This window comes from Terrabacter sp. C0L_2, assembly GCF_036352015.1.
GTDB lineage: Bacteria > Actinomycetota > Actinomycetes > Actinomycetales > Dermatophilaceae > Terrabacter > Terrabacter tumescens.
On record NZ_CP143557.1, the window covers coordinates 3,469,679 to 3,485,354 of the forward strand.

Annotated in this window: 13 protein-coding genes; 6 read left to right on the top strand and 7 right to left on the bottom strand. The window is 71.1% G+C overall.

What is annotated here, in order from left to right; genetic code table 11:
• Positions 1 to 140 precede the first annotated feature (140 nt).
• The 5 genes from U5C87_RS15935 to U5C87_RS15955 all read right to left on the bottom strand — a co-directional run bounded on the left by U5C87_RS15935 (position 141) and on the right by U5C87_RS15955 (position 5,616).
• Positions 141 to 407 carry a hypothetical protein gene (locus U5C87_RS15935; RefSeq protein WP_330473499.1) on the bottom strand — a complete coding sequence of 89 codons (267 nt, stop codon included), beginning with the start codon at positions 405 to 407 and terminating at the stop codon, positions 141 to 143.
• A gap of 673 nt (positions 408 to 1,080) precedes the next feature.
• On the bottom strand, positions 1,081 to 1,851 hold the full coding sequence (locus tag U5C87_RS15940; protein WP_330473500.1) for a hypothetical protein: 771 nt from the start codon (positions 1,849 to 1,851) through the stop codon (positions 1,081 to 1,083).
• A 293-nt stretch (positions 1,852 to 2,144) separates the two neighbouring features.
• Positions 2,145 to 3,932 (bottom strand): ABC transporter permease, encoded by a 1,788-nt coding sequence (locus U5C87_RS15945; protein ID WP_330473501.1) that lies wholly within the window; start codon positions 3,930 to 3,932, stop codon positions 2,145 to 2,147.
• Positions 3,929 to 4,783 carry an ABC transporter ATP-binding protein gene (locus U5C87_RS15950; protein ID WP_330473502.1) on the bottom strand — a complete coding sequence of 285 codons (855 nt, stop codon included), beginning with the start codon at positions 4,781 to 4,783 and terminating at the stop codon, positions 3,929 to 3,931. The genes U5C87_RS15945 and U5C87_RS15950 overlap by 4 nt, the downstream gene beginning before the upstream one ends.
• Positions 4,784 to 5,166: 383 nt before the next feature.
• On the bottom strand, positions 5,167 to 5,616 hold the full coding sequence (locus tag U5C87_RS15955) for a hypothetical protein (protein WP_330473503.1): 450 nt from the start codon (positions 5,614 to 5,616) through the stop codon (positions 5,167 to 5,169).
• A 602-nt stretch (positions 5,617 to 6,218) separates the two neighbouring features.
• Here U5C87_RS15955 and U5C87_RS15960 point away from each other — a divergent pair.
• The 3 genes from U5C87_RS15960 to U5C87_RS15970 all read left to right on the top strand — a co-directional run bounded on the left by U5C87_RS15960 (position 6,219) and on the right by U5C87_RS15970 (position 8,278).
• Positions 6,219 to 6,533, top strand: a complete 315-nt coding sequence (locus U5C87_RS15960; protein WP_330473504.1) for a thioredoxin family protein — start codon at positions 6,219 to 6,221, stop codon at positions 6,531 to 6,533.
• Positions 6,534 to 6,585: 52 nt separating this feature from the next.
• Positions 6,586 to 6,882 (top strand): hypothetical protein, encoded by a 297-nt coding sequence (locus U5C87_RS15965; protein WP_330473505.1) that lies wholly within the window; start codon positions 6,586 to 6,588, stop codon positions 6,880 to 6,882.
• Between the two features lie 343 nt (positions 6,883 to 7,225).
• The gene (locus U5C87_RS15970) at positions 7,226 to 8,278 is read left to right on the top strand and encodes a Fic family protein (RefSeq protein WP_330473506.1); all 1,053 of its coding nucleotides are present in this window, start codon (positions 7,226 to 7,228) and stop codon (positions 8,276 to 8,278) included.
• A gap of 1,026 nt (positions 8,279 to 9,304) precedes the next feature.
• Here the strand turns inward: U5C87_RS15970 and U5C87_RS15975 are convergent.
• On the bottom strand, positions 9,305 to 10,684 hold the full coding sequence (locus U5C87_RS15975; RefSeq protein ID WP_330473507.1) for a sensor histidine kinase: 1,380 nt from the start codon (positions 10,682 to 10,684) through the stop codon (positions 9,305 to 9,307).
• A 138-nt stretch (positions 10,685 to 10,822) separates the two neighbouring features.
• A complete protein-coding gene (locus tag U5C87_RS15980; protein WP_330473508.1) occupies positions 10,823 to 11,767 on the bottom strand; it encodes a TVP38/TMEM64 family protein in 945 nt (314 codons plus the stop codon).
• 256 nt (positions 11,768 to 12,023) lie between these two features.
• Between U5C87_RS15980 and U5C87_RS15985 the strand changes: the two genes are divergently transcribed.
• The 3 genes from U5C87_RS15985 (at position 12,024) to U5C87_RS15995 (ending at position 15,334) form a co-directional block, all read left to right on the top strand.
• Positions 12,024 to 12,377, top strand: coding sequence for a metal-sensitive transcriptional regulator (locus tag U5C87_RS15985; protein ID WP_443082137.1), 354 nt, complete (start codon positions 12,024 to 12,026; stop codon positions 12,375 to 12,377).
• Positions 12,378 to 12,518: 141 nt separating this feature from the next.
• Positions 12,519 to 12,737, top strand: a complete 219-nt coding sequence (locus U5C87_RS15990; protein ID WP_330473509.1) for a heavy-metal-associated domain-containing protein — start codon at positions 12,519 to 12,521, stop codon at positions 12,735 to 12,737.
• A 293-nt stretch (positions 12,738 to 13,030) separates the two neighbouring features.
• Positions 13,031 to 15,334 (top strand): heavy metal translocating P-type ATPase, encoded by a 2,304-nt coding sequence (locus tag U5C87_RS15995; protein ID WP_330476706.1) that lies wholly within the window; start codon positions 13,031 to 13,033, stop codon positions 15,332 to 15,334.
• The last annotated feature ends 342 nt before the right edge of the window (positions 15,335 to 15,676 follow it).

Here is a 15,676-nt window from a genome sequence, read left to right on the forward strand (position 1 = left end):
ACCCCGCCCGCGCCCCCACGCTCACGCTGCTGGCCGTTGCGAAAGGTCACCAGCGCAGTACTTCGATCGGAGTCCCTTCTCCGATTTCACTCTCGCACGCCAGAGAACGCACTCATCCATCCGCCGCGCTCAGGATGGACTCAGTCCGAGGCGAGCGCTTGAGCGCGCGGGCTCCCCCTAAGCGGGAACCGCAGGTCAGACAGTCGCAGGATGGCGTGTTGAAGATCGCCGTCGCGTTCGTCCATGTCGTCAGGAAAGGTGATGCCGTCGTCGCCTTTGGCAACTGCGGGGATCTCAAAGATCTGCAAGAGCGTCAGTGCAATGTCTCGTGCTTCCGTCGGATCGACGACCCGCCGCGGCCGAACGGTCCCAGCGTCTTCATCCAGTAGCACTGCAAACTCACTCATCGCGTCAGGCTACGTGTCGTCCGCAGATCCAAGCTCCACTAGATGCCACCAGAGCCGCACTCGATGCTTCTTGGGGCTTCAGGGTGCGCCCGACCACAGGAACTCATTTGCCGCTGATGGTGCGCTCCGCCGCGCCGTCGGCAGCCACGCGCACGGGCGGCCCGCTGCAGTCCAGCAGCCTGTCCCCGTTGGCTGGCCCAGCAGGGCCTCGTTACAGCGATGGTCACGGAGCGATCCTTGCAGCGATGTCTCCAGCGAGGGTTTCAGCCATGCCCGCAGGCTCCCCGGCTTCATCCACGCCCGGTGCGGGGCCGCACAGCCGCACCGCGTAGCCGCACGGGTGCCACGCTCGACCGACGGTTGCCACCCCGACGCCGAACGACGCCCCACGGACCGGTACGGACCAGCGCGTCGAAGGCGCCCCGGGCAGGCCAGCGCGTGAAGCCCACAGGTGAAGTCACGAGTGAAGCCCACGGGCGAATCCCACAGGCGGCGCCCGCGGACCCCGCCCCGGGACCGAGCGCGTCGATGACCCAGTCAGCGACCAAGGTCAGGGCAGCGGGCGGAGCGGGGCCGGGCGGGGCGGGGCGCTGCGACAGCGCATCGAGCGGCTACAGGTCCGACGGGCGCGTCGGGCCCAAGGGTGCAGCCGGGAACCTCGTGGTTGGGCCGGTCAGCGAGCCCAGGTGACGGTCGTGATGACGAGGTTGCCGTTGCCGAGATCACGCACGTGGGTGGAGTGTCCTTCGGACCGCGAGCCCTCCACGAGGCGTCCCCAGCTGCGCTCGTCGTTGCCGACCGAGACCGCGGATGACCCGGAGGGCAGCGCCGCCCCGACGGTGGTGGTGCTGTCGGTGTGGCTGTAGATGCTGACGAGCTGGTCGTAGTCGTGCTGGTTCGGGTGCTGGTTCGAGCTGGGGTCGTTCGTGTAGTCCATGCAGGTGCCCAGGTTCGCGTTGTTGAAGTTCTCGTCCTGGTGCGCGAGCCCGAACGTGTGACCGACCTCCTGGCAGGTGACCAGGTTGCGCCAGGCGGGAGTGTTGTACTGGGCCGTGTTGAAGTACGTGTCATTCAGCTTGACGGTGCCCTGCGTGATGTGGGTGCCGCCGGTGACAGAGATGGACGCGATGCCGAGCCACCCGGTGCTGCCATAGGACGCGTTGCACACCTCGACGCGTCCGGCCGTCGGGCGGCACGTCTTCGGTCGGGTCGAGCCGGCCACGACCGTCGTGTCCAGGACGGACGACTTCGTCCAGTCGCTGCTCGCCAGCGTCAGGCTCGAGTCCCACGCGGACGTGACGTTGTCACCGAGCCTCAGGGTGAACGGGTTGCTGGTGCGGGCCCAGTGGTAGCCGCTCCACGAGTGGTTTGCCAGTGCGGACGCGGGGGCAACCATGGCCAGGGCTGCGGCGGTGAGGGCCGAGGCGAGAACGCGAGTGCGCATCAACGAGCTCCTTCTACTGCTGGTCGGATCCCCGAAAGGGCTAGCGCCCGCTGACCAACATGTTCCTCTCAGCGCCGCCTCTTCAACCCGGAACCGGTACGAAGATGGTCAACGGATGGCAAGGGGTTTCGACCGCGACCCGGTGAGGGTCCTGTCGCGGACCCGACATGCGGCCGGTCCCGCGGGGGTGACGTCACCGGCGCGCTGGGTGCCGAAGCCGGCCGGTGACCGCCGAGAGGCGGTCCTCGGCGGTCACCGCGTCGGGGGGTGCAGGGTGCGCACCCCGTCCAGGGTCAGGGAACGGGCACCCGTGGGTGGTGACGCGTCCCAACGGCACGCCGGACGGCCACACCAGCGAGCAACGTGGCGAGCACGGCCCACGCGGCCGCGAACAGCAGCTGCCAGCCGCGATCGAACCCAGGTGTGAGCGCGCCATCGAGCAGGACCCGCGTCGGGGCGGACCCCGGCAGCAGGCTCGCCCACAGTGGCGGTTCCGCTCGCAGCATCGGGCTCTGGGTCAAGCCGACATCCAGGAACGGCAGCAGGAACGCGAGGAACGTGCCCGTGACCCGCCCGGTCCTGGCGCCCATGAGGACACCAAGGCTCGCGTACGTGACGCCGAGCAGGGCGTTGCCCGCGAGGTACGGGCCCCACCGCGCCGGCGTGAACAGCGCCGCCGTCACCGCCATCGACACGACCGTGACGGCGACGCTGGCACCGGCGGCGAGCAATACGCGCGTCCCCGCGACCGCCGCCGCGGGCATCCCCGCCCACGCGAGACGCTGGTCCCCCGGGCGCGTGTCCGCAGCGACGTACACCCCAACGAGCATGGACAGGGCCGCAATCGCGACCGGCGCCATCGTGCCGGCATGGATGAGCGCCGGGTCGAACCACCACTGCTGGACCCGGCCCGCCTCCAGCACGGAGACCGGCTCGCGCCCATGCGGCGTCGTCCACGCCGCGAGCACGATGAAGACGCCCGGGACGACGACGAGCAGACTCCACAGGGCCGCCGTGCGGGCCATGTCGCGTCCGCCGGCCGTCACCAGCGCCAACCCGCGCGGGGCGTAGACCCGCGCGGAGGCCCGCGTCGGTCGCCGGGGCACCGTCGTGACCTGCACGCGGGCAGCCGGTGAGTCGGGAGCACGACCCACGTGCGGCGCACCACCGGCGTCATCACTCGGCGTCGCGTCCGAGGCCGACCCCGTCGCGGATCCGGACGCGGCGCCCGCGGTGGGCGTGGACGGTGCGACCGGTGCCCACCGGTGCCGTCGAGGCGAGCGCAGACGCAGCCCGTTGACCAGCACCAGCGTGGCCGCGGCCACGACCAGGGCGGTGAGCACCCACACCACGACACCGAGCCATGGCTCCGGCCCCCCGTGCCGCGTCGGGGACTCGAGCAGCCACAAGGTCACGAAGTGCAACGGCAGCACCCGGGTGACCGGGGACGTCGTCCCATTCATCGCCGGCCCGAAGAACGTGTCGAGGATCCACACGAACAGGATCGTCGTCACGCCCCCGACCGCGGTCCGGGCGATGACGCCGACGGCCAGCCCGACCGCCAGGTAGATGACCGCCGACGCGGCCGTGGCCGCGACGGCGCGCGAGCTGAGCGCGCCCGTGCTGCTGACGCGCAACGTGACGAGCGACGCCGCCACCGCGACCGCGGCGACCAGCAGCCCGGTCAGGAGGCGCCCGGTCGTGACCCAACGGGCCGGCAGGCCAGCGAGAGCGAGCCGGCGGTCAACCGTGCGACCTTCGAACACCTGGAAGAACCCCGCCAGCGCGGTCACGAACGCCGCGCTCCAACCGGCGGCGACCGCGTCGACCGGTACCCGTTGCGACGCCCCCGCCAGGATGCGCGCGGCGTCGGTCAGGGTGGGGGCCGCGACCCGGACGAAGACGACGGGCACGACGAGAAGCACTACCCACGTGGCCGGGACGCGGGCAGCCTCGCGCACGAAGCAGACGAGCACCGTCCCGAGCCTCTGCCGTTCTGACTGGGCGAGCCCGCCCGACGCTGCGCGACGCGCCCCGACCCAGCCCCGGACGCCGGCGCCACCCTGGCGGCACCCGGTCATCGCGCACCTCCTGACTCCCCGCGCACCGCGGGAACCGTCGCCTGGGGCGCCGTCTCCCGCGACGGTGTCGACCTGACCGTCGACGATGTCGTGCGTCCGTCCCCGAGACGCACGATCCGGTCGAACCTCTCGGTGTCGGCAACGAAGTGACTGACGATGAGCACGCTCACCCCTGAGCGGCGGCGCTCCTCTACGAGGGTCCAGAAGGTCTGGTAGGTCTCCCAGTCGAAGCCGGCGTACGGCTCGTCCAGGAGCAGGAGCTCCGGGTCGTGCAGCAGGGCCAGGGACAGGTTCAGCTTGGCCGTGGTACCGCCGGAGAGACGGTCCGCGCGGGTGTCCGCGTACCGCGCGAAGTTCAGCACCTCCAGGAGCTCCTCGGTCCGCGCGGTCAGGAGCGACCGCGGCAGACGGTACGCGGCGGCGAACAGGTCCAGGTGCTCACGGCAGGTGAGACGCGGGTAGAGCTGCGGCTGCTGCGGGCAGTAGCCGACCGCTCCCGCCACGGCGACCGTCCCGGCCTGAGCGGCCAGCGCGCCCACGATGACCTTCATCAGGGTGCTCTTCCCGGACCCGTTCTCCCCGACGAGCCCGACGACCTCGCCGGCATCCACCGTGAGGTCCGCGCCGCGGAGCACCTGGATGCGGCGGCGTCGCGGCCACAGCCCGGTCGAGAAGCTGCGCGTAACCCCTTCCACGGTCAGCACTCGCCGCGGGTGTGGCAGGCCTCCGGGCACGTCGCTGTCTCCGGCTCGAACGGGCAGGCTCGGGCCGGTCCCGGCGCGCGACCATGAGCGGTGGCTGCCCTCGCGCCGGGCCGCGTCTGCACTGTTGCCGTGAGCACCCATCGTCATCACCTGTCCCTCTCACGGGGCGCCGCTGTTGCCAGGCCTCGTCGGTCCCGCCGGGCCGGTCCTGTCATGACGTCGGCTCGGGCACCGGTCGGCTACCTTCACCCTGCGCCGGCCACGGTCAACGGCAGGGGCAGGAACGGTGAAGATCCCGTGTTGAGGCAGGGGCTTTGGCCCGGCAGGCCCGCGGCCGTGGGCCGGTCACGGTCCCAGCTTCGGCTTGGGGCCCAGGACGCGCTTCGTGCCGGGGACCATGAGTGCCATCTCTCGCGTCCCTGACCGGGCGACGCATCGGCCTCGGTCGTCGCCTCGGTCGTCGCCTCGGTCGTCGCCTGGGTCGTCGCCTCGGACGTCGCCTCGGACGTCGCCCGAGGGCCGCGTCCCCGTCACGGGTGATGTCCGGCGTGCTCATCCGTCGGCGTGGAGATGGGGGCGGAGGTGGGGGCGCTCGGTGGCACCGACACCACGCTGACCGTGGGGGTCGGCGTACCCGTGCTCGCGGCGCTGTTCCCGGCGAGCGCGGGGCCGATGACGAAGGCCGAGAGCGCGAACAGGCCGGTGAAGACGGCGGTCGCGACGGCCGGGGCTGCCCACGTGCCGAAGCGTCGGTGCAGCCTGCGCAGCAGCGGAACGGTGAAGACGAGGCCGAGGACGTACAGGACCGCGTTCCCGGTCACGCCGCTGAGGACAGCCGCTCCCGCCAGGAGGCCGATGTGGTGCAGCACGTGCGGGACCGCGCCGAGGAGCGACCCGATCACGGCCGTGGCGGCCGAACGCCAGGAACGGCCCGCAGGCGGGGTTGCGGACGGTGTGGCCGAGCCGCTCACCGGTTCCATGGCGGTAACGCCAGGACCCGCGTTCGCGTGGAGGTGGCGGGGCTGCTCGTGGTGACGGTTCGGCATGGGGACAGCATCAGCGGCACAGCCAGCGCGTCCCCTCGAGTTCTCGTGAAGGTTCGCTGAAGGGACCGGGCCAGAGCGGCGCCGGCACCCGGCGCACGCCGACCCGGCCATTCCCAAAGCACGGCCCGGCCACTGCAGCTGCCGCGAGTCCCCTGCCGACCGGGCAGACCGCCCGCGGGCTGCCCTGAGCCGCTTCCCGTGGCCGCGGCCGGCGTTCGACGCGGCCGGGCAGCTGCGGGCGGCGCCGTCACCGGCCGGCGGGCCTGGAGCCGCCCTCGCGACAGGTGCGCAGCGTTGCTGGACGGCAGCGGACGTCGCGTCCCGTGCACACTCGACACGAAACCTTCATCAAAACCACGTCGCTCGTGCCGGGTCCCGGTCCGATCCTGTGGGCGCCGCATGGCGATGCGGCCGACGGTTCGGCGGGCCTAGCTGTCCCCGCCGAGCCTGCGGGCGGTGGGTGGCGTGTCAGTCGCTCACCGCCCGCCCGGCCGATGCGCGATCCGCCGGTGGGTGCTCGTGACGAAGATGGAGTGATGATGGTGAACCTGACGGTCATGTACTTCGACGGCTGCCCGAGCTGGCAGACCGCCGTCGAGCGGGTCAGGGCCGCGGCGGTCCTGGCCCGGGTGCAGGTGCACGTGGACCTGGTGGCCGTGACCTCGGACGAGGACGCGGCCCGCCTGGGGTTCACCGGCTCCCCGACGATCCTGTTGGACGGCGCGGATCCGTTCGCGACGCCGGGTGCGAGCCCGGCCCTCGCCTGTCGGCTGTACGCCACCCCGCACGGGTTGGCCGGCTCGCCCTCGCTTGACCAGCTCGTCGACGTCTTCAGCCAGCGAGCCGGCTGACTAGGCCTCCACGGCTCTGGATTCGCGACTCGGGCGGCGCGAGGATGAAGACATGGCAGTGGCTGCCCAAGAGGAGGCGCAGCGTCCGACCTGCTGGTGCTGTGGCAACGCGTTCGACGAGCACGACCTGACGCGGCTCGGGACCCACCCGGAGGTCGGCGTCTGCGCCGCCTGCGCACGGTGGCTGTCGCGGCGGGCGAGGTCCACCGCCGACGCCGACGTGCACACCGTAGGTGCCGTGGTGCACCGCCCGTTCGCGGCCACCCGGGACCTGGTCGTGCGCGCCGGGCTGCAGGACTGGCCGCTCCTGGGTCGTGTCCTGCGACGTCTGGACCGGCACCTTCCCTGAGGGGGCCGCAAGGAGGCCCGGAGCGAGCAAGGATCCGGAGCCGGAGTCATGCGAGGCGACCTCCAGGATCAGACGGCGTTGATCCTGAAAACGATGAAGAGGATGAGCAGGAAGAGGATCGGGAGGAGCTGCTTCGTCACTGCTCGTCGACACGGTGCTGGCCGCGGCGCGACCTCGTCACTCTGCGTGTCGGGTCTTGGACCAGCTCGGCAGCGGATCGAGCAGCCGAGGCAGAGCGGCGCGGCGCGGCGGCGCTGGAGTCGCCAAACTACCCTCAAGCTGGTCTAAACTACATAAGCGACCGCCGCGTTATGTAGTTTAGACCCCTCTGTGAGGACTTCTTGTGCACTCCTTCGTCGATCTTGACCGCGCCCTCGGCGCTGTGCCAGCGCCTTTGGTGATGACCTTGCGCGACATCGACCGCGGCCAAGGCAGCGAGGGCTTGTACCTCCACCAGCTGCCCGACCTCCTCACCGAGCTGGCCAACCGCGCACGGGTCGCGAGCATCACCGCGTCGTCTGCCCTGGAGGGCATCGTCGTCAAGAACCGCAGCCGTGCGGCCGCCATCATCGCCAACAGGCCCATCGAGCTGCGCACCCGCAGCGAACAAGAGTTCGCCGGCTACCGGGCTGCCCTCGACTACCTTTTCGCCGAGGACTGGCGCCCCCTGAACGTCGGCCTGCTTCTTCACCTGCACCGGCTGCTGTTTGCGGATACCAAAGCCACCGGCGGGACCTTCAAGGAGAGCGACAACCTCGTTGTCGACCGGTCTCCCGACGGTATCCAGACCGTCCGATTCAAGCCCGTCCCGGCTGCGCGCACCGAGTACTACGCCGCCGAGCTCATGGACCGCTACGTCGATGCCGTCAAGGCAAACCGGCACCACCCAGTGCTCCTCGTCGGTGTCTTCGTCCTGGATCTGCTCATCATCCACCCGTTCGACGACGGCAACGGTCGCGTGGCCCGAGCGCTGACGAACGCCCTTCTCGCCGAGGCCGGGTATGGGGTCGGCCGCTACGTGTCGCTCGAGCAGCTCATCGCCGAATCTGCTGATGCCTACTACCAGGCGTTGCTCGACTCAACTCACGACTGGAACGACCACGCCAACGACCCGTGGCCCTGGCTGACCTACTTCAGCCAGCTCCTCGCTCGCGGCTACGCCCGGTTCGCTGAGGGTGTAGCCGCCGATAGGTCTGGAGGCACGAAAGCGGAACGGGTCCGTGAGCACGTCTTGGGCCACGGGGCGTCTGTCTTTGCGATCGCCGATGTCAGAGCCGCGCTACCCGGAATCAGCGATCCGACCATTCGACTCGTCCTCAATGGGCTGAAGGACGAGGGGCTCCTCAAGCCGCAGGGCACAGGACGCTCCGCCGTGTGGCTGCGTGTGACCCGGTAATCCACTCGGTGCACGCATGCCTGGGCGTCCCGTCTCAAGGCGGCAGTTCCGGAAGATCGTCGCGCCGGCAAAACCTGTGCTCCCGTGACCTGCACGTCGTGCGCAGACCACGGGATTGGACGACCCTGACAAGCGATTCGTTCTCCGGCGCCGAGGGCCAGCGCCTCGATGCCCGGCGGCCGGCGCGCCGGTCACGGACGACGCCCACACGGGGCTGTCGGTGTCCGATACGAAACCTTCATCGAAACGACGCGGTTCCTGCGGGGTCATTGTCCGAACCTGTCAACTGGTGCGTCGCACTGCGCGGCGGCCGACGGCCCGGAAGGCTCCCCCAGGTCCCCTCCGGTCCAGCGGGCGGTGAGTGGCGTCCCAGTCGCTCACCGCCCGCGCTGCCGGAGCTACCCCGATGGCTGCTCGAAATGACGTTGCAGCCAAGACGGTGATCCTGACGGTGATGGACTGCGCCGGCTGTCGCGGCCGGCTGACCGCCCTTGAGCGCGACATGGCCACCGCGGTCATGGCCCGTGCACCGGCCCACGTGGACCTCGTGGACGTCGTGACCGTGAGGTAGCAGGAGGACGCGGTCCGTCTCAGCTTCACCGGCTCCTTCACGTTTCTGCTTGACGGCAGCGACCCGTCCGCGACGCCGGGCCCGAGCCCGGCGTTCGCCTGCCGGCCATACGCCACTCCGCAGGGTTGGCCAGTTCGCCCTCGCTCGACCATCTCGTCAAGGTCCTCAGCCGAACGGGTCGCCTGACCGGCGCCCGACGCGCCTGGGAGCGCTGGTCGACCAGCTTGGAGCTGGGAGCTCCGCCGTGGGCTCCGACCAGAGCCGAGGCGCACTAACAGCTGCTGCGCCGGTCCTGCAACGCTAGCGGCACCTGCGGCAGCCACGGCCCTGTCGCGGGTCTCAGCGCTCGTGCTTCCGGCGCGGGCGGGCCCGGGCCTGACATCCCCGGTGGGCATGCCCCGGTGCGCCCACGCGCAGACCCGTCACATGCGAGCGACGTCCTGAGCGGCCTGCCCTCACGACGGCGCGGGCAACGTGAGTGAGAACGAAGTCCCACTCCCCGGCCCGTCGCTGCTGACGCTGATCACGCCCCCATGAGCCTCGACGATGGCCTTCGCGATCGTCAGGCCGATCCCGCTGCCGCGGTCATCGCGGGTGCGCGCGCTGTCTCCGCGGTAGAACCGTTCGAACACGTGCGGCAGCTGCTCGGCGGTGATCCCCTCCCCCGTGTCGACGACGAGCACGCTCACCGTCTCATCTCCCCGGGAGTGACTCGTTGTCATGGTGACCCGCCCCTCGGCCGGGGTGTGCCGCAGCGCATTCGACAGCAGGTTCGACAGGACCTGACCGAGTCGCTCCGGATCGGCGCGCACCGTCACGTCCCATCCCGACCCGTGGACGACGTGGAGAGCCACCTCCTTGGCGGCGAAGCTCGCCGCCGCCCCCCGGGCCGCGGCCTCGAGCACGTCCCCGACCCGGGCAGGCACCATGCCCATGTGCAGCTGCCCCTCCTCGGCGCGCGAGACCATCGCGATGTCGTCACAGAGCCGCGCCAACCGATCCGTGTGCGCACGGAACAACGCCGCGGTTTCCGGGCCCCACTCGGCCACCCCGTCGTCGAGACCCTCAAGGTACGCGCTCAGGGTCGCAACCGGGGTGCGCATCTCGTGCGCGACATCGCTGAGCAGACGTCGTCGGGTGTCCTCGGTGGACTCCAGCTGCGCAGCCATCGTGTTGAACGCGTCGGCAAGGCTCGACAGCTCGGGCCCCGCGTCGGCCACGTGCGCCCGCGCGCTGTACCGGCCCCGGCCCATCTCGGCGGCGGTCTTGGTCAAGCTTGCCAACGGCCGCTGCAGCCGCCCGGTGACGAACCAGGTCACCACCAGCGCGCACAGCAGCGCGATGACCAACGCGATGCCGAGCGAGATCAAGCTCGCGTCGCGGAACGCCTCCTCGACGTGCGCCATCTCGGTCCCGGTGGCCGAGGTCCCGGCCCGGACGAGGTGCTCGTGGAAGATCGGCGGACCCATGACGGCCGCGACGACGCTGGCGGTGATGATGCCGGCTGCGACCACGGCCCCTTGGGCCAGCAGGAGTCGTGTCGCGAGGGGTCTCCCTTGACCGTTGCCGCTGGTGCCGTTGCCACCGTTGTCGGCGCTGTCAGCGACGCCGTCGCTGTCACCGACGACGGGGTCGGAGGCGTTCCCCTCGTTCCCCTCGTTCCCGTCGCTGGGCCGGTGCTCATCCGTGCTGCGATGACGCGGACCGCCCCGTCGCGCCCCCGGGAGCCAGCGGAGCCGCGAACTTCGGGGGTGCGGCGACGGGCCGGCGGCGACGTTGGCGTCCGTCGCAGGCGGCGCGGCTGTTGCGGGGCGCGCGCGGCGTGCAGCACTCATGGACCCAGTCTCGCTGGCCAGCTCGCAGAGCGGCGGCCGCCGCCTCGATCTTGACCAAACATTCAACCGAACCCTGCGCGTCCAGGACATCTCTGAACCCTGGCTGCACGGCCGTCGCGCGAGCGTACGGCTCAGCGGTCACGTCCGGGTCAGGGCCGACCGGCGCCTCTTCACCACCGCCGCGCAGACCGCGCCCGCCGCGATCGCGGTGCCGGAGGCCGCGGTGCCGAGCTGCACCCACCCGGGCACGGCCAGACCTGCGCCGAGGACCGCATAGGCGGCCGCTCCCGGCAACAGACCGGCGGCGGACCCCAGCACAAACGCTCGCCGCGAGAGCCGGAGACAGCCACACGCGTAGTTGACCACCGCGAACGGCAGGACCGGCACGAGCCGGGCGCTGACGACGGCAAGCGCCACCTCGCGCCGGTCACCAGCGCGCGCAGCGACCGCATCCCCCATCCGCTCACGCGCTCGGCCTGCGCTGGCACGCCACTCCATGCCGCGCCGCGACGGCCCGTCGGATTCGCGCCACGAGTCCCTCGCCCTCGGGCGTCGCCGCACGGAAGTCCGAGCCGCGACGACGAACCGGGCCATCTCGTAGCCGGCCCACGCCGCCAACAGGCTCGCACCCCACGCGAGCAGCAGTCCGGCCCCCACGCCGAACACCCATCCCGCCGCGAGAGTCAGCACGGTGCGCGGCACCCCGAGCGATGTCACGACCACGAACCCGACTACAAACACGACCGGTGCGAACCAGCCCGTGTCGGCCAACAGCGGCGAGACCCAGTGCGGGCTGGTCAGCACCTCCCGTCCAGCGCTCACCGCCCGGACCAGGACGCTCCACCAGGAACGCTCCCCGCCAGGCGACGCGACGGTCAACACGGCTCCCGCCACGACGACGACGCCGACCGCCACACCGACCGCCAGGGCGACCGTGGCAGGCCCCCAGCTCCGGCCAGCACTTTCCCGACCGTCTCCGCCCGCGACGCACTCGCCACCGGCATCCGGCTCGATCCCGCGAGGTGCCGGCGTCACGGAGACAGGGATGTCCCCGTCACCGACCGAGCTGGCACGCGCACTCATGAGAGCACCCAGCATGAGCACCGGTTCCGCGTTCTCCAAATCGCCTCCACGCGCCGGAATATACCCATAGGGGGTAGGGGTTATGATCGAGTGACGACAGAGGAGAACCACCATGCCGAACACCCGACCATCGCGAAGCATCACCAGCGAGGCAGACCCGACCGGCCCTGACGCGGTCATCGCCCCCGCCACCTACCCCGCCACCCACTCAGCCACTCGGGCTGCCGCTGACGCCGGAAGGGCGCAGTCGCCGCAGCTGGGGAGGGCCGACACGCCGACCTCTGCAACGCACCCGACCCACGCCCACGGCGCCCCCCACGCCCACACCGAGCCGGGCTACATCCACCACAAGGATGCGCAGCTGAAGCGTCTTCGCCGGGTCGAAGGTCAGGTGCGCGGCCTGCACCGCATGGTCGAGAACGACATGTACTGCATCGACATCCTCACGCAGGTGTCCGCCGCCACCAAAGCCCTCGAGGCGGTCGCGCTCGGCCTGCTCCAGGACCACCTGAAGCACTGCCTCGTGGAGGCGGCCACGAACCCGGGCGCCGACCTGGACGCGAAGCTGAACGAAGCGTCCGCGGCGATTGCGCGCCTGGTCCGGTCCTGACCCACAGGCATCGGACACGGCGGACGCCGCCGGACACGGCCGGACGCTGCTGGCGGCACGGACGCGCAGACCCGACCAGGACCGGGACAGCAACCGCCCCGAAGAACCCACCCAGGGAAACGAACAACCAAGGAGAACCCGATGAGCGACACCCAGACCTTCCCCGTCACCGGCCTGACCTGCGGCCACTGCGTCGGCGCGGTCACCTCGGAGATCAGCGAGATCCCGGGCGTCACCGACGTGAGCGTCGACCTCGTGGCCGGCGGCACCTCGACGGTCCACGTCACCGCCGACCAGCAGGTCAGCCCCGAGCAGGTCAGCGCTGCCCTCGACGAGGCCGGCAACTACCAGCTCGCCTGAGGCTGTAGCCGTTCCAGGGCGGTGCGCCGACCAGTGCCTTCACGGCCGGAGCACCGCCCCGGACACCACTGCCCGCACCAACGGAAGGACAACCCATGCCGACCCAGGTCAACCCCGACCAGGTCAACCCCGACCAGGTCAACGTCGACCAAGTCAACGCCGACCAGGTCAACGCCGACCAGACCAGCCGCGTCCGGTCCACGACGAGCAGCCTGCCGGGTGACGGCAGCCCGGCCGCGACCGGCACGCTCGGACTGACCCCCCGCGGCGAGGTCGAACTGCTCATCGGCGGGATGACCTGCGCCAGCTGCGCCGCCCGGATCGAGAAGAAGCTGAACAAGCTCGACGGCGTGACGGCCACCGTCAACTACGCCACCGAGAAGGCCAAGGTCCACTTTCCCGACAGCGTCAGCACCGAAGACCTCATCGACACGGTCACCGCAACGGGGTACACCGCCACGGTCCCCACGCCGCTCGCACCGGCCACCGACCCCGCCGCGGCCCCGGGCACGCCCGGACCGCAGGGGGTCACGGGCGGCGGCCTCGACCCGCGCGAGGCCGAGGCGCGCGCGTGGCGCACCCGCCTGACCGTCTCCGGCGTCCTCACCGTCCCGGTCGTCGCCATGTCGATGATCCCTGCGCTGCAGTTCGACAACTGGCAGTGGATCTCCCTGACGCTGGCGTCGCCTGTCGTCGTCTGGGGCGCGCTGCCGTTCCACCGCGCCGCCTTCACGAACGCCCGCCACGGCGCCGCAACGATGGACACCCTCATCTCGGTCGGTGTCAGCGCCGCGTACCTCTGGTCGCTCTGGGCGCTGCTGTTCACGCACGCCGGCAGGACCGGGATGCGTATGCCGTTCGAGCTGCTCCCGAGCGGGGACACCGCCGACGCGGCCGGGTCGGCGCACATCTACCTCGAGGTCGCCGCCGCCGTCACGACGTTCATCCTCGCCGGCCGGTACTTCGAAGCGCGGGCCAAGCGCTCCTCGGGCGCCGCGCTGCGGGCGCTGCTCGACATGGGCGCGAAAGACGTCGCCGTCCTGCGCGCCCGACCCACCAGCAACGGCGCCCCCGACCCGTCCGGCGAGACCGTCGAGACCCGGATCCCGGTCGCGCAGCTCGTCGTCGGTGACCAGTTCGTCGTCCGTCCCGGCGAGAAGATCGCCACCGACGGCATCGTCACCTCCGGCACCTCCGCCGTCGACGCGTCCATGCTGACCGGCGAGTCCGTCCCCGTCGAAGTCGCCCCCGGCGACCCCGTCGTCGGTGCCACCGTCAACGCCGGCGGTCGCCTCCTGGTGCGAGCCACCCGCGTCGGCGCGGACACCCAGCTGGCCCAGATGGCCCGCCTCGTCGAGGACGCCCAGAACGGCAAGGCCCAGGTGCAGCGCCTCGCCGACCGCGTGTCGGCCGTCTTCGTCCCGATCGTCATCGGGCTCGCCATCGCCACCCTCGCCGCGTGGCTGGCGACCGGACACACTGCAACGGCCGCGTTCACCGCAGCCGTCGCCGTCCTCATCATCGCGTGCCCGTGCGCCCTCGGGCTCGCCACCCCGACCGCCCTGCTCGTCGGGACCGGCCGCGGCGCCCAGCTCGGCATCCTCATCAAGGGCCCCCAGGTGCTCGAGTCCACCCGCCGTGTCGACACCGTCGTGCTCGACAAGACGGGCACGGTCACCACCGGACAGATGGGCGTCGTGGCCATCCACACTGCCGACAGCGTCCCCGTGAACGACGTCCTGCACGTCGCCGGCTCGCTCGAGAACGCGTCGGAGCACCCGATCGCGCGCGCGGTCGCCGCGCACGCCCAGGCGGCAGGCATCGACCTGACCGACGTCGAGTCGTTCTCCAACGCAGGCGGTCAGGGCGTCTCCGGAGTCGTCGACGGTCACGCCGCCGTCGCCGGACGACGGACGTGGCTCCAGCAGGACTGGTCGATGACACCCCCGAACACCCTGCGCACGGCCGCGTCCGCGGCAGAGCAGCTCGGCCAGACACCCGTCTGGGTCGGGTGGGACGGGCAGGTGACCGCGGTCATCGTCGTCGCCGACCAGGTCAAGGAGTCCTCGGCCGCCGCGATCGCCGAGCTGAAGGAGCTCGGCCTGCGCCCCGTTCTGCTCACCGGTGACAACGCCGCAGCGGCGGCGGCGGTGGCTGCCACCGTCGGGATCGACCCGGCGGACGTGATCGCGGAGGTCCTCCCGCAGGACAAGGTCGATGTCGTCGCGGCCCTCCAGCGTGACGGTGCGGTCGTGGCCATGGTCGGCGACGGCGTCAATGACGCTGCCGCGCTCGCCCAGGCCGACCTGGGTCTGTCGATGGGCACCGGCACCGACGTGGCCATCGAGGCCTCCGACCTGACCTTGGTCACCGGCGACCTGCGAGCGGCACCCGACGCGATCCGTCTCTCACGGGCCACGTTGCGCACCATCAAGGGCAACCTGTTCTGGGCGTTCGCGTACAACGTGGCCGCGCTCCCGCTCGCTGCCATCGGCCTGCTGAACCCGCTCATCGCCGGAGCCGCCATGGCGTTCAGCTCGGTGTTCGTCGTCTCGAACAGTCTTCGCCTGCGCCGCTTCGACCCCGCACGGCGCTGACGTCACCGGCTCGACCCGAGAAGCCGAGCAGTCGACAACGGATCGGACCAGACGTTGGGCGAGAGGTTGGACGACCGGTCGGCCGACAAGGCCCGGTGGGCCCGGCAGGCGCCACGCGATGAAGCAACACACGATCTTCATCAGATCCTCAGCGTTCATCAGGGCAGGTGCCCGACAGTGGTGACGCAACCAGCACTGCCGCGCGTCTGAGGAACGCCCGGCAGGGTGGTGGCCTCGTCCCTGCGGGAGGGGTCGCCGCGGGCGGTGGACAGCTTCTCGCATAGCCAGTCCACCGCCCTGCTGGTTGACCACGGAGCCCGAGGTGCACCCCCTTAGCCAACC